The organism is Geodermatophilus sp. SYSU D00965 (assembly GCF_054050075.1).
On sequence record NZ_JBJGYQ010000029.1, the window covers coordinates 45268 to 59110 of the forward strand.

Genomic DNA, 13843 nt, shown 5'->3' on the forward strand with positions numbered 1-13843 from the left:
GGGACGTGCGCCTGCAGGAGTTCTGGTCCCGCCTCTCTCAGCAGTTCGGCTCCATGCGGGCCCAGAGCGTGGCCCGCGACCACGTCTTCTCGTCCCTCGGCGGTCGCACCGCGATCGAGGCGATCGAGGCGGGGCTCCCGGTGCGCAAGGTGTGGCTGGCCATCTGTGAGGAGTACGACGTCCCGCCGAAGGAGAGGTGATCTGTCGGCGCGGCGTGTCACGTTGGCAGTCGAACACACGTTCGGGCTAGATTGGGACGCGCAGTCCACAGGCCGGGTGCCCGTCCACAGGTCTACCGGTTCCCCCGGAAGTGTCAGACCCCCGCTCTAGCGTCGACACCGACCCGCTCCACGCGACTTCCCGAAGGTGAGCACCATGGCAACGCTCGACCGCGACAAGGCCCTCGACATGGCCCTCGCCCAGATCGACAAGCAGTTCGGCAAGGGCTCGGTCATGCGGCTGGGCGACAACGCCGCGCAGGCGATCAAGGTCATCCCGACCGGCTCCATCGCCCTCGACATCGCCCTCGGCATCGGCGGCCTGCCGCGCGGCCGCGTCATCGAGGTGTACGGCCCCGAGGCCTCCGGTAAGACCACGGTCGCCCTGCACGCGGTGGCCAACGCCCAGGCCGCCGGCGGCATCGCGGCGTTCATCGACGCCGAGCACGCGCTCGACCCGGAGTACGCCCGCGCGATCGGCGTCGACACCGACGCCCTGCTGGTGAGCCAGCCCGACACCGGTGAGCAGGCGCTGGAGATCGCCGACATGCTCATCCGCTCCGGGGCGCTCGACATCATCGTCATCGACTCGGTCGCGGCCCTCGTGCCCCGGGCCGAGATCGAGGGCGAGATGGGTGACAGCCACGTCGGTCTGCAGGCCCGCCTCATGAGCCAGGCGCTGCGCAAGATCACCGGAGCGCTGAACAACTCCGGGACCACCGCGATCTTCATCAACCAGCTGCGCGAGAAGGTCGGTGTCGTCTACGGCTCGCCGGAGGTCACCACCGGTGGCCGGGCGCTGAAGTTCTACTCGTCGGTCCGGCTCGACGTGCGGCGCATCGAGACCCTCAAGCAGGGCACCGAGGCCGTCGGCAGCCGGGTCCGCGTCAAGGTCGTCAAGAACAAGGTGGCCGCGCCGTTCAAGCAGGCCGAGCTCGACCTGCTGTGGGGTCAGGGCTTCAGCCGCGAGGGTGGCCTCATCGACGCCGGTGTCGAGCAGGGCTTCATCCGCAAGTCCGGTGCCTGGTACACGTACGAGGGCGACCAGCTCGGCCAGGGCAAGGAGAACGTCCGCGGGTTCCTGCGCGACAACCCCGACCTCGCCGACGAGATCGAGAAGAAGGTCAAGGAGAAGCTCGGCATCGGCCCGAAGCTCGACGAGCCGGCCGCGGCCGACGCCGTCGACTTCTGAGCCGCCGATGAGCTGGCCCGAGGCCGGGGAGCGCGCTGCTCCCAGCCGCCGGCGCGGGCGGCGCTCCGGACTGTCCTCTGCCCAGGACAGCGGAGACGCCGCCCCGCCCGGGGCCGGTGACGCGGTCGAGGACGATCCCGGCGACCCCGAGCAGGTCGCCCGGTCGATCTGCCTGCGCGCCCTCACCGGGGCACCGAAGACCCGCCGGCAGCTGGCCGATCTGCTGGCCAAGCGCGGCGTCCCCGACGACGCCGCCGAGCGGGTGCTCGACCGGTTCGGCGAGGTCGGGCTCATCGACGACGCCGCGTTCGCCCGCGCCTGGGTGACTTCCCGGCAGTCCGGGCGGGGTCTCGCCCGGCGAGCGCTCAAGGCAGAGCTGCGCGCCAAGGGCGTCGACGGAGAGGTCGCCGAGGAGGCGGTCGCGCTCGTCGACGACCAGGACGAGTGGGCGACCGCACGGCACCTCGTGCAGCGGCGCCTCCCCGGCCTCCGGCGGGTCGACCGCGTCACCGCCGAGCGCCGGCTGGTGGGCATGTTGGCCCGCAAGGGCTACGGCTCCGGCCTGGCGGGCTGGGTGGTCCGCGAAGCCCTCGACCAGGACCGCACCGACGAGGAGTCCGACGAGCCCGGCCCGCACGGCGAGGTCGGCCTCGACGCCTGGCTGCCCTGAGCGCAGGCAGCGCCGTTCGAGGCCTGCAGTCCGGGGCGGGAGAGGCACCCTTCCCCAGCACGCCCACCCACAGCACCGCGCGGGGGGGGGGGGGGGGGGGGGGGGGGGGGGGGGGGGGGGGGGGGGGGGGCGGGGGGGGGGGGGGGGGGGGGCGCCCCCCCCCCCCCCCCCCCCCCCCCCCCCCCCCCCCCCCCCCCCCCCCCCCCCCCCCCCCCCCCCCCCCCCCCCCCCCCCCCCCCCGTCCCGCAGTCCCGCCGTCCCGCAGTCCCGCCGTCCGACGGGTGGCCCGTCCCGGCCGGTTCGTCGGACCGCCGGGACCGGGCGCCTGATCAGGTCGGGTCGGGATCCCGGGGGCCCTGCCGCGGGCCGGCCGTCCCGCCGATCTCTGAGGCGTAGGGCTCGTGTCGGCGCCCCACGTGTGCCTCCTCCTGCAACCGGTCGATCAGGTGCGGGTAGTGCGCCTCGAACGCCGGCCGCTCGGAGCGGATCTTCGGGATGGCAAGGAAGTTGTGCCGCGGCGGTGGGCACGACGTCGCCCACTCCAGCGAGTTGCCGTGGCCCCAGGGGTCGTCGCGCAGCGCCAGCGGCCCGGACCGCCAGGACTTGTAGACGTTGTAGAGGAACGGCAGCAAGGAGGCGCCCAGCACGAACGAGAAGATCGTCGAGACCGTGTTGAGCGTGGTGAACCCGTCGCTGGGCAGGTAGTTGACGTAGCGGCGCGGCATGCCCTCGTCGCCGAGCCAGTGCTGCACCAGGAAGGTGCCCCAGAACCCGACGAGGGTCATCCAGAAGTGCAGCTTCCCGAGCCGCTCGTCCATCATCCGGCCGCACATCTTCGGGAACCAGAAGTAGACCCCGCCGTAGGCGGCGAACACGACGGTCCCGAACACGACGTAGTGGAAGTGGGCCACGACGAAGTAGCTGTCGTTGAGGTGCCAGTCCAGCGGCGGAGACGCGAGCAGGACGCCGGTGAGGCCGCCCAGCAGGAAGGTGACCATGAACCCCAGCGCGAAGAGCATGGGCGTCTCGAAGGTCAGCGCCCCGCGCCACATGGTGCCGATCCAGTTGAAGAACTTGATGCCGGTCGGCACCGCGATCAGGTAGGTCAGGAACGAGAAGAAGGGCAGCAGCACCGCGCCGGTGGCGAACATGTGGTGCGCCCACACCGTGACCGACAGGAACGCGATCGCGACGAGGGCGAAGATCATCCCCTTGTAGCCGAACAGTGGCTTGCGTGCGAACACCGGGACGATCTCGCTGATGATCGCGAAGAACGGCAACGCGATGATGTAGACCTCGGGGTGCCCGAAGAACCAGAACAGGTGCTGCCACAGCATGGCGCCGCCGGCCGCCTCCGAGTACACGGCCGCGTCGAGCTGCCGCTCCGCGAGCAGGGCCATCAGGGCGGCGGTCAGGATCGGGAACGCGATCAGGATCAGGAAGCTGGTGACCACCGCTCCCCAGGTGAAGATCGGCATCCGGAACATCGTCATCCCGGGTGCCCGCAGGCAGATGATCGTGGTCAGGAAGTTGACCGCGCCCAGGATCGTGCCCAGGCCGCTGACCGCCAGACCGGCGATCCACAGGCTCGGTCCCAGCCCGGGTGAGCCGATGTTGGTCGACAGCGGCACGTAGGCGTACCAGCCGAAGTCCGCCGGCCCTCCGGGGACGACGAAGCCGGCGCCGGCGATGAGCGACCCGTAGAGGAACAGCCAGTAGGAGAAGGCGTTCAGGCGGGGGAACGCGACGTCGGGCGCGCCGATCTGCAGCGGCATGATCAGGTTGCCGAAGGCGAAGAACAGCGGCGTCGCGAAGAACAGCAGCATCACCGTGCCGTGCATGGTGAACAGCTGGTTGTACTGCTCGGGCGACAGGAACTGCAGCCCCGGCCGGGCCAGCTCGCCGCGCATCAGCATGGCCATCAGCCCGCCGGCCAGGAACCAGGCGAACGAGGTGAACAGGTACAGCAGCCCGATGACCTTGTGGTCCGTCGTCCGGACCAGGCTCAGCAGGCGGGAGCCCTTGGGCGCCGGGGGGTGCGCGGTCGGACGGCTGACGATCGGGTGCGGGGCCAGAACGGTCATGTGGGCGCTCCCAGGGACCGGCCGGCGTTCCGCCATCGGGCGGAACGCGCCCGACAATGGTGGCCCCCGCGAGCCCCCGAAGGAACCCGGATCGTCCTCCTGGTAGCGCCCCCGGAGGCGCCCGCATCAGCCCGTGGGGCGCGCGGTCGCCGACCAGGCCGAGACGTCGACCGCGACCCCGTCGGGGGCCTCGTCGTCGGGCACCAGCCAGTCGCCGTCGGTGCCCCGGCCGTGCACGAGCCAGGCCTGGATCTGCAGGTCGAAGGCACGCTCGGGGGAGGACGACGTCCGGCTGACCGGCCCGAGGAACGTCAGGTCGGCCTCCTCGCCGCGGCCGAAGCGGAGGACCACCCGGCAACGCGACCGGCGGTGGCGGGCCGGCGGCACCACCTCGCGCACGACGGCCGTCTCGGCACCGGCGGCCGCGGCGAAGTCCGGCGCCGCCGCGCGCATCCGGGCCACGAACTCCTGAGCGGCGTCGGTGATGCGGTCGGGCACGCGCACGACGGCCGGGAGGGGCGGCACGGCGGGGCGGAGAGCGGTGTCCACACCGCAGATATCGGCAGGTCAGGCGCCGGGTGTGACCTGCCGATGTCTCACCGGTCCCAGCCGGTCACCGGTGCCCCGGCTCCACCGGAACCCCGCCCCCGCCGCCGTCCATCTGGATGTCGGCGCCCAGCTCGGGCTCCGCCGCGGCCGCCGCCTTGGCGCTGCGCCGGGTCCGCTTCTCCACGTACCGGGCCAGCCAGGACAGCAGCACGTTGACGATGATGTAGATCAGGCCGGCGGCCACGTAGAGCTGGAAGGTGTACTGGTTGCCGAACTGGAAGTTGAAGAACTCCACCAGGCTGCGTGCGGTCCGCAGCAGCTCGACGTAGCCGACGATGAAGCCCAGCGAGGAGTCCTTGAGCAGGACCACCAGCTGCGCGACCAGCACCGGCAGCATCCGGCGCACGGCCTGGGGGAGCAGCACGAGGGTCATCACCTGGGTCTTGCGCATGCCCAGGGCGAAGGCCGCCTCGCGCTGACCGCGGTCGACCGACAGGATCCCGGCCCGGAAGATCTCGGCCAGCACCGCCATGTTGTAGAGGGTCAGGCCGAGGACCAGCGCGCGGAACGCGGTCATCGGGACGCCGACGGTCGGCAGGAACAGCAGGCAGAACAGGATCAGGATCAGCAGCGGGATCGCACGGAAGAACTCGATGACCGCGGTGACCGGCCCGCGGACCCAGGCGTGGTCGGAGAGCCGGCCGACGGCCAGCAGCGCACCCAGGACCGTGGCCAGCACCATGCCGACGGCGGCCGCCGCGAGGGTGTTGACCAGCCCCTCCCACAGCGCCTGCGGCACGCCGGACGCCGGGTCGAACAGGATCGCCCACCGCTCGGGCGCCAACTGCCCGTTGGAACCCAGCCGCCACAGCGCCAGGGCCACGAGGGCCAGGACGAGGACGACGCCGAGCGCGGTGCCGATCCGCTGCCGCTGGCGCGCCCGCGGCCCGGGCAGGTCGAACAGGACGGTGCTGCTCATCGGACGATCGCCACCCGCTTCTCGACCACCCGGATCAGCCAGGCGGAGGGCAGGGTGATGACGAGGTAGCCGATCACCACGGCGGCGAAGACGGCGAGCAGCCGGTCGGCGTTGACGTTCGACAGCCGCTGCAGGGCGGCGGTCAGGTCGGTCACCGCGAAGCCGGCGGCGATCGAGGTGTTCTTGGCCAGCGCGATCCACACGTTGCCCAGCGGCGGGACGACGGTGCGGAACGCCTGGGGGAGCACCACCGAGCGCAGGGTCTGCCCGAAGTCCAGCCCGAGGGCGCGCGCCGCCTCGGCCTGACCGGGGGGCACCGCGTTGATGCCCGAGCGCAGCGCCTCGCAGACGAAGGCGGCGGTGTAGAGCGACAGCGCGGCGACCGCGGTGGCGAACCGGCTCGGGAACTGCAGGTCGATGTAGACCAGCCCGAAGGCGAAGAAGAAGAACACCACCGTCAGCGGGGTGTTGCGGAAGACCTCGACGTAGAAGGTGGCCAGCCCGCGCAGCGGCGGCACCGGGCTCACCCGCATGCCGGCGAGCACCGTGCCCAGCACCAGGGCGAGCACGCCGCTGACGACGGCCAGGGACAACGTCGTCAGGAACGCGCTCTGCAGCAGGTCCCAGTTGTCTGTGATGAACTGCACCGCACCCTCACCGGGTCAGTAGCGGACGGCGCCGCCGGGCGGGGGTCCGCCCGGCGGCGCCGCGGGGTCTCAGTAGCGGTCGACCGTCGGCGGCTCGGGAGCCGGCTCGCCGGTGATCTGCCCGACGGTGCGGTCCCAGGCGTCGGCCCACCGGCCGTCCTCGTAGGACTGCTCGAGGACGTCGTTGATGAAGTTGCGGAACTCGGTGTCGCCGAGGGCCAGGCCGATGCCGTAGGGCTCCTCGGTGAACGGGTTGCCCACCAGCTCGAAGCCCTCGGGGTTGCCGGCGACCAGCCCGGTCAGGATGACGTTGTCCGTCGTCACCGCCTGGACGTTGCCGTTGGCCAGGTCGTCGGCGCACTTGGAGTACACGTCGTAGGTGACCAGGTTGGCCTGCGGGTAGTTGTCCCGGATGTTCTGCGCGGGGGTGGAGCCCTCCACCGAGCAGACCGTCTTGCCGGCGAGGTCGTCGGGGCCGGCGATCCCGTCGGGGTTGCCCTTCGCGACCATGATGTCCTGGCCGGCGACGTAGTACGGCCCGGCGAAGTCGACGACCTGCTTGCGGGTGTCGTTGATCGTGTAGGTCGCCACGACGATGTCGACCTGGCCGTTCTGGATGAACGGCTCGCGGTTGGCCGAGACGGTCTCGGTGAACGTGACGTCCTCGGGCGCGATGCCCAGCTCGCCGGCGACGATCTTGGCGATCTCGACGTCGAAGCCCTCGGGGGTCTGGGTCTGCGGGTTGAGCAGCCCGAAGCCCGGCTGGTCGAACTTGGTGCCGACGGTGATCGACCCGGCCTCGGAGAGCTCGGCCATCGTCGTCCCGGCGGGGAAGGTGGCGTCCGCGGCCACCTCGGGGGTGTTCGCCGCGGACTCCTCGGCCTGCTGGCCGGCCTCGCTGGAGCAGCCGGCGAGCGCGAGGCCCAGCGCCCCGAGGGCGGCGGCGTAGCGGGTGATGCGCATGTGCGTTCCTTTCCTACCGGGCTCTCAGTGGTTGAGGATCTTCGAGAGGAAGTCCTTGGCCCGGTCCGACTGCGGGTTGGTGAAGAACGACTCCGGGTCGGTCGCCTCGACGATGCGGCCGCCGTCCATGAAGACGACCCGGTTGGCCGCGCGGCGGGCGAAGCCCATCTCGTGGGTGACGACGATCATGGTCATGCCGTCACGGGCGAGCGAGGTCATGACGTCGAGGACCTCGTTGATCATCTCGGGGTCCAGCGCCGAGGTCGGCTCGTCGAAGAGGATGACCTTGGGGTCCATGGCCAGCGCCCGGGCGATCGCCACGCGCTGCTGCTGACCGCCGGAGAGCTGCGCCGGGTACTTGTCGGCCTGCGCCCCGACACCGACCCGGTCGAGCAGCTCGCGGGCGCGCTTGTCGGCCTCTCCGCGGGACTGCCGGCGCACCTTGACCGGGCCCAGGGTGACGTTCTCGAGGATCGTCTTGTGGGCGAAGAGGTTGAAGCTCTGGAACACCATGCCGACGTCGCTGCGCAGCCGGGCCAGGGCCTTGCCCTCCTCGGGCAGCCGCTGGCCGTCGATGGTGATCTCGCCCTGCTGGATGGACTCCAGCCGGTTGATCGTGCGGCACAGCGTGGATTTGCCGGACCCGGAGGGGCCGATGACGACGACCACCTCGCCGCGGTCCACGGACAGGTCGATGTCCTGCAGCACGTGGAGTTCGCCGAACCACTTGTTGACGCCGGACAGGCGGACGAGAGGTCCTCCCGAGCTGCGCGCATCGGTGTTCGCGGGGCTGGTCACCCTGGCGACCCTAGGGCCGGGACGCGGCGCGGATCGAACCGAGCGATCACGAAGGAGTAACAACCCCGAGGGAGCTGTGGCGCGCGTCATCGGCGGGTACTGGCCGGGCCCGGCGCGCGAGGTCCGCCGCCGGACCGGGCGAGGAGGACGCATGACCGACGACCGCGAGGACCGGGCACCGGGCGACGGGCCGGTCCCGCACGACGCACCGGCCTTCGTCGACGACCCGGGGACCGCCGACCAGGCCCGGGACGACGACCCGCCCGCCGTGGACCCGGACGCGTTCGCCGCCGACGCGCCGGACACCGACACCGGCAAGGCGCAGGCGGAGTTCGACGAGGACCAGCCCGGCCCGGGCGTCTGACCGCCCCGGCGCGACGGCGGCCGACCCGTCGGCGCGCCGTACCCTCGGTCCGTCATGGGAACCGAGTTGAGCCACGCCGCCCCGCCCGCAGCCGCGCGCACCTACCGGGTGCGCACCTACGGGTGCCAGATGAACGTGCACGACTCCGAGCGCCTGTCCGGGCTCCTGGAGGCGGCCGGGTACGCGCCGGCCACCGAGGGCGAGGACGCCGACGTCGTCGTCCTCAACACCTGCGCGGTGCGGGAGAACGCCGACAACCGGCTCTACGGCAACCTCGGGCACCTGCGCCCGGTCAAGGACGCACGCCCCGGCATGCAGATCGCCGTCGGCGGCTGCCTGGCGCAGAAGGACCGCGGCGAGATCGTCCGCCGCGCGCCGTGGGTGGACGTCGTCTTCGGCACGCACAACGTCGGCTCGCTGCCGGCCCTGCTGGAGCGGGCCCGGCACAACGCCGAGGCCCAGGTCGAGATCGCCGAGGCCCTGGAGGTCTTCCCCTCGACGCTGCCGGCCAAGCGGGACTCCGCCTACTCCGGGTGGGTCTCCATCAGCGTGGGCTGCAACAACACCTGCACGTTCTGCATCGTCCCGTCGCTGCGCGGCAAGGAGAAGGACCGCCGTCCGGGCGAGATCCTGGCCGAGGTGCAGGCGCTGGTCGACCAGGGCGTCCTCGAGGTGACCCTGCTCGGCCAGAACGTCAACAGCTACGGCGCCGAGTTCGGCGACCGCGGCGCCTTCGCCGACCTGCTGCGCGCCGCCGGCCGGATGGAGGGCCTGGAGCGGATCCGGTTCACCAGCCCGCACCCCCGCGAGTTCACCGACGACGTCATCGCCGCGATGGCCGAGACGCCCGCGGTGTGCCACTCGCTGCACATGCCGCTGCAGTCGGGTTCGGACGACGTCCTGCGCCGGATGCGGCGCGCCTACCGGCGGGACCGGTTCCTCGGCATCCTCGACCGGGTGCGGGCGGCGATGCCCGACGCGGCGATCACGACGGACGTCATCGTCGGCTTCCCCGGCGAGACCGAGCAGGACTTCGCCGACACCCTCGACGTCGTCCGGCAGGCCCGGTTCTCCAGCGCCTTCACCTTCCAGTACTCCAAGCGGCCCGGGACCCCCGCCGCCGAGATGGAGGGGCAGCTGCCGAAGGCCGTCGTCCAGGAGCGCTACGAGCGACTGGTCGCGCTGCAGGAGGAGATCAGCTGGGCGGAGAACCGCGCCCAGGTCGGCCGCACCGTCGAGCTGCTGGTCGCGGCGGGCGAGGGCAGCAAGGACGCGCGGACCGGGCGGCTCTCCGGCCGGGCCCGCGACGGGCGGCTGGTGCACTTCACGGCGGCCGCCGGCGTCCGGCCCGGGGACGTCGTCGAGACCGTCGTCACCCAGGCCGCGCCGCACCACCTCGTCGCCGACGGCCCGCTGCTGTCCCACCGGCGGACCCGGGCCGGGGACGCCGCCGAGGCCGGCACCCGCCCGACCACCCCCGGCGTGCTGCTGGGCATGCCGCGGATCGGCGCCCCCGCCTGAACCAGGCACAGGAGGCTCTGCACACGTCCTGGGCGTCCCGGGCGTAGGCAGAGCCTCCTGTGCCTCCGGTCCTCAGCGGCGGGAGGCGGCCTTCTCGGCCTCGGCCAGCCACTCGCGCCGGGTGGCCAGGTTGGCCCGCGCCTCCTCGAGCCGCTTGGCGTCCCCGGCGGCCTCGGCCTTGGCCAGCTGCTCCTCGGCCTTGGCGACGGCCTGGCGCATCGAGGTCACCATCGGGTTCTCCGGGGCGACCCGCGCCCGCGAGGAGTCCACCGCGCCGCGGACCCGCTGCTCGACGGCCTGCATGCGGTCCTCGAGCTGGCGCATCACGCCCCGCGGCACGTGGCCGATCGCGTCGTAGCGCTCCTGCAGCTTGCGCAGCGCGTTCTGCGCGCCGCGGAGATCGGTCGAGGGGTCGAGCTTCTCGGCCTCGGCCAGGATCTCCTCCTTGGCCTGCTGGTTGGCCACCTGCTCGGCGTTGCGGGCCTTGTCCTGCTCCGCGCGGGCGGCGAAGAAGACGTCCTGGGCGGCGCGGAACTGCTTCCAGAGGTCGTCGTCGCCGTCCCGGCCGGTGCGCGGCACGGCCTTCCAGCGGTCCATGAGCGAGCGCATGGCGGCGCTGGTCGGGCCCCACTCGGTGGAGGTGGACAGCCGCTCGGCCTCCCGGATCAGCTCCTGCTTGGCCGCCCGGGCCTCGCTGCGCTGGGCGTCGAGGGCGGCGAAGTGCGCGCCGCGACGGCGGCTGAAGGCGTCACGGGCGGCGGCGAACCGGGTCCACAGCGCCTCGTCGGTCTTGCGGTCGATGCCGCGGATGGTCTTCCACTCCTCGACGATGGCCTTGAGCCGGTCACCGGCGGCCTTCCACGAGGTGGACTCGGCGGCGATCTGCTCGGCCTCGGCGGCCAGCGCCTCCTTGCGGGCGACCTGGGCGGCGCGGGCGGCCGCCTTCTCCGCCCGCGACTCGGCGGCCGCGGAGTCGGCGGTCTCCACCATCGCGCGGGCCCGGGCAGCCAGCCCGTCGAGGTCGCCGACGGCGGTGGCGGTGGGGATCGAGTCGGCCAGCGCCTGCGCCTTGGACTTCAGCTCGCTGGGGTTGCCGGTGTGCGCCTTCAGCCGCGCCTCGAGCAGCGACACCTCGGTGGCGAGGTCGTCGTAGCGGCGGGCGTAGTGGGCCAGGCCCGCGGCGGGGTCGCCGGCCTGCCAGGAACCCACGGCGCGCTCGCCGTCTGCGGTGCGGACGTAGACGGTGCCGTCCTCGTCCACCCGGCCCCACTTCGCGGGGTCCGACGCCGGCTGCGCGGGGGCGAGCGCCGGGGGAGCGGCCTCCGGGACGACGGCCTCCGGGACGGCGACCTCCGGGACGGCGACCTCGGGGACGACGGCCTCGGGGACGGCGGCCTCGGGGGTGACGGCCTCAGCAGCGGCGTCGGGGCTCGCGGCGTCCGGTGCGACCGCCTCCGGCACCACGGTCCCCGGCGGAACGGTGCCGGGGTCGCCGGCCGAGGTGGCTGCCTCGGGGGCGCTGCCGGTGGGCGTCTCCGGAGCCGGCCCGGACGGTGCGGCGACCTCCGACGACCCCGCGGCCGGGTCGGCCAGCGCGGCGTCGCCGGGGACGGGCGCGGCCGCCGTCCCCGCCTCGGGGGTGACCGCCTCGGAGCCGGCCGTGTCCGGGGTGGGGACCTGCTGCGAGGTGCTTTCGGCGTTCTCCGTGCTCGACACGCACCGCAGTGTCCCACGTCGCATCCGGGACACTGCTCGGGTGAGCTCCAGCCCGGCCGGATCCGCCGCCCAGGGGACCCCGGGTCCTCTCACGGTCGCCTTCTGTCCCTGCCCGCCGCTGCTCCTGCCGCAGGTGGAGGGGCGGGCCGGGCCGGAGACCAGCGACCTGCGTGCGGCCTGCGCCGACGCGCTCGACGCGCTGCTCGCCCACCGGCCGGAGGTGGTGGTCGTCGTGGGTGGCGGCGCCGACGGCCGGTTCGGCGCGGGGGACGGCGGGGACCTCCGCCGCTTCGGCGTCGACCTCGACGTGCCGTTCGCGGGACAGCGACGCCCGGGCGGCCGGTGCACGCCACTCGCGCACACGGTGGGCGCCTGGCTGCTGGACGAGGCCGGGTTCGCCGGCGTGCGGCTCGGCGTGGCGCCCGCGGACCTCGCCGAGGCCGTCGCCGGGCTGCCGGTGAGGCTCGGCGTCCTGGCCATGGGCGACGGCTCGGCGCGGCGCACGGTCAAGGCCCCCGGCTACCTGGACCCGGCCGCCGGGCCGTTCGACGAGGCCGTCGCGCGGGCGCTGGCGACCGGGGACGCGGCGACGCTCGCGGCGCTCGACCCCGCCGAGGGCGAGCGGCTCCTGGCCTCCGGTGTGCCCACCTGGCGCGCCGTCGGGGCCCTGCTCACCGGCCGGGAGGTGCAGGCACGGCTGCACGCGGACCTCGCCCCCTACGGCGTCGGCTACCTCGTCGCCGACTGGCTGGTCCCGTGACGGCGCAGCCGCCCGTGGTCGCCCTGGTCGGCCCCACCGCCACCGGCAAGACCGCGCTGGGCGTGGCCCTGGCCCGCCGGCTGGGCGGCGAGGTGGTCAACGCCGACTCCATGCAGCTCTACCGCGGCATGGACATCGGCACCGCCAAACCCGACGTCGCCGAGCGGGACGGCGTCCCGCACCACCTGCTCGACGTGTGGCACGTGCGGCAGGCGGCGTCGGTCGCCGAGTACCGCCGGCTCGCGCGGGCCGAGATCGACCGGCTGCGGGCCGCGGGCACCGTGCCCCTGCTGGTCGGCGGGTCGGGCCTCTACGTCCGGGCCGTCCTCGACGAGCTGGACTTCCCCGGCACCGACCCGGGAGTCCGGGCACGGCTGGCGGCCGAGCTCGCCGAGGCGGGCCCGGCGGTCCTGCACGCCCGGCTGGCCGCCGTCGACCCCGCCGCTGCCGCCGCGGTGCTGCCCAGCAACGGACGCCGGATCGTGCGCGCACTGGAGGTCGTCGAGATCACCGGCGGCCCCTTCCGCGCGCAGCTGCCGGACCCGCGGCCGCACTACCAGGCCGTCGTCGTCGGCCTGGACCGCGACCCTGCCGAGCTCGACCGGCGGATCGCCGTCCGGGTGGACCGGATGTGGGCGGCCGGCTTCGTCGCCGAGGTCGAGGCGCTGGCCGCCGACGGCCTGCGGGAGGGCCCCACCGCGTCGCGGGCCCTCGGCTACGCGCAGGTCCTCGCGCAGCTCGACGGCGCGCTGACCGCCGAGGAGGCCCGCGAGCGCACGGTGTCGACCACGCGCCGCTTCGTCCGGCGGCAGCGGTCGTGGTTCCGCCGCGACGCCGCGACCACCTGGCTCGACGCCGCCCGCCCGGACCTGGCCGACGCCGCGGAGGCGCTGATCACCGCTCGTACGATCGGCCGGTGACTGCGAACCGGGTGCTCGTCGGACACGGCACGGAGAACGACTTCGTCGTCCTGCCCGACCCCGACGGCAGCCTCTGGCCGGAGGACCGGCTGGACGCCGCGATGGTGCGCCGGCTGTGCGAGCGGCGGTCCGGTCTCGGCGGGGACGGCGTGCTGCGCGTCGTCCGCAGCGTGCACGTGCCCGACGCGCCCGCGGTGCTCGGCGAGGCGCTCGGGCAGTGCGAGTGGTTCATGGACCACCGCAACGCCGACGGCTCGCACGCCGAGATGTGCGGCAACGGCATCCGGCTGTTCCTGCACGTCCTGGTGACCGAGGGGCTGCTCGACCGCGCCGCCTGCGAGGGCGGCGTCCTGGTGGGCACCCGTGGCGGGGGGGGGGGGGGGGGGGGGGGGGGGGGGGGGGGGGGGGGCGGGGGGGGGGGGGGGGGGGGGGGGGGGGGGGGGGGGGGGGGGGGGCGGGGCG

Annotated in this window: 14 protein-coding genes and 1 pseudogene; 8 read left to right on the top strand and 7 right to left on the bottom strand. The window is 73.8% G+C overall.

Annotated elements, in window-relative coordinates; genetic code table 11:
- The first annotated feature begins 5 nt into the window (after positions 1 to 5).
- The 3 genes from ACI789_RS22140 (at position 6) to ACI789_RS22150 (ending at position 2080) form a co-directional block, all read left to right on the top strand.
- Positions 6 to 200: a DUF3046 domain-containing protein gene (locus tag ACI789_RS22140; RefSeq protein WP_456917758.1), complete on the top strand. Its 195-nt coding sequence runs from the start codon at positions 6 to 8 to the stop codon at positions 198 to 200.
- Positions 201 to 375: 175 nt separating this feature from the next.
- Positions 376 to 1410 (top strand): recombinase RecA, encoded by a 1035-nt coding sequence (gene recA / locus ACI789_RS22145; protein WP_457011618.1) that lies wholly within the window; start codon positions 376 to 378, stop codon positions 1408 to 1410.
- A gap of 7 nt (positions 1411 to 1417) precedes the next feature.
- Positions 1418 to 2080, top strand: coding sequence for a regulatory protein RecX (locus ACI789_RS22150; RefSeq protein WP_457011619.1), 663 nt, complete (start codon positions 1418 to 1420; stop codon positions 2078 to 2080).
- A 329-nt stretch (positions 2081 to 2409) separates the two neighbouring features.
- Here ACI789_RS22150 and ctaD read toward each other — a convergent pair whose 3' ends face one another.
- The 6 genes from ctaD to ACI789_RS22180 form a co-directional block, all read right to left on the bottom strand.
- Positions 2410 to 4164, bottom strand: a complete 1755-nt coding sequence (gene ctaD / locus ACI789_RS22155; RefSeq protein WP_457011620.1) for an aa3-type cytochrome oxidase subunit I — start codon at positions 4162 to 4164, stop codon at positions 2410 to 2412.
- Between the two features lie 126 nt (positions 4165 to 4290).
- A complete protein-coding gene (locus tag ACI789_RS22160) occupies positions 4291 to 4662 on the bottom strand; it encodes a hypothetical protein (RefSeq protein WP_457011621.1) in 372 nt (123 codons plus the stop codon).
- Positions 4663 to 4777: 115 nt separating this feature from the next.
- Positions 4778 to 5692: an amino acid ABC transporter permease gene (locus tag ACI789_RS22165; protein WP_456917753.1), complete on the bottom strand. Its 915-nt coding sequence runs from the start codon at positions 5690 to 5692 to the stop codon at positions 4778 to 4780.
- Positions 5689 to 6339 carry an amino acid ABC transporter permease gene (locus ACI789_RS22170; protein ID WP_457011622.1) on the bottom strand — a complete coding sequence of 217 codons (651 nt, stop codon included), beginning with the start codon at positions 6337 to 6339 and terminating at the stop codon, positions 5689 to 5691. Before ACI789_RS22170 ends, ACI789_RS22165 begins: the two co-directional genes overlap by 4 nt.
- A 69-nt stretch (positions 6340 to 6408) precedes the next feature.
- Positions 6409 to 7302 carry a glutamate ABC transporter substrate-binding protein gene (locus ACI789_RS22175; protein ID WP_457011624.1) on the bottom strand — a complete coding sequence of 298 codons (894 nt, stop codon included), beginning with the start codon at positions 7300 to 7302 and terminating at the stop codon, positions 6409 to 6411.
- A 24-nt stretch (positions 7303 to 7326) separates the two neighbouring features.
- The gene (locus tag ACI789_RS22180; protein ID WP_456917828.1) at positions 7327 to 8046 is read right to left on the bottom strand and encodes an amino acid ABC transporter ATP-binding protein; all 720 of its coding nucleotides are present in this window, start codon (positions 8044 to 8046) and stop codon (positions 7327 to 7329) included.
- Positions 8047 to 8251: 205 nt separating this feature from the next.
- Between ACI789_RS22180 and ACI789_RS22185 the strand changes: the two genes are divergently transcribed.
- Positions 8252 to 8464 (top strand): hypothetical protein, encoded by a 213-nt coding sequence (locus ACI789_RS22185; RefSeq protein WP_457011625.1) that lies wholly within the window; start codon positions 8252 to 8254, stop codon positions 8462 to 8464.
- 54 nt (positions 8465 to 8518) lie between these two features.
- Positions 8519 to 9985 (top strand): tRNA (N6-isopentenyl adenosine(37)-C2)-methylthiotransferase MiaB, encoded by a 1467-nt coding sequence (gene miaB, locus ACI789_RS22190; protein ID WP_457011627.1) that lies wholly within the window; start codon positions 8519 to 8521, stop codon positions 9983 to 9985.
- A 72-nt stretch (positions 9986 to 10057) separates the two neighbouring features.
- Here the strand turns inward: miaB and ACI789_RS22195 are convergent, their stop codons facing one another.
- On the bottom strand, positions 10058 to 11701 hold the full coding sequence (locus ACI789_RS22195) for a DUF349 domain-containing protein (protein WP_457011628.1): 1644 nt from the start codon (positions 11699 to 11701) through the stop codon (positions 10058 to 10060).
- A 40-nt stretch (positions 11702 to 11741) separates the two neighbouring features.
- On the opposite strand from ACI789_RS22195, the gene ACI789_RS22200 reads away from it, so the two are divergent.
- From ACI789_RS22200 to ACI789_RS22210, 3 genes and pseudogenes are all read left to right on the top strand, one after another.
- Positions 11742 to 12461, top strand: coding sequence for a hypothetical protein (locus ACI789_RS22200; protein ID WP_457011629.1), 720 nt, complete (start codon positions 11742 to 11744; stop codon positions 12459 to 12461).
- Positions 12458 to 13381 (top strand): tRNA (adenosine(37)-N6)-dimethylallyltransferase MiaA, encoded by a 924-nt coding sequence (gene miaA / locus ACI789_RS22205; RefSeq protein WP_457011630.1) that lies wholly within the window; start codon positions 12458 to 12460, stop codon positions 13379 to 13381. Before ACI789_RS22200 ends, miaA begins: the two co-directional genes overlap by 4 nt.
- 11 nt (positions 13382 to 13392) lie before the next feature.
- A pseudogene (locus tag ACI789_RS22210) lies at positions 13393 to 13843 on the top strand (hypothetical protein); the annotation flags it as partial.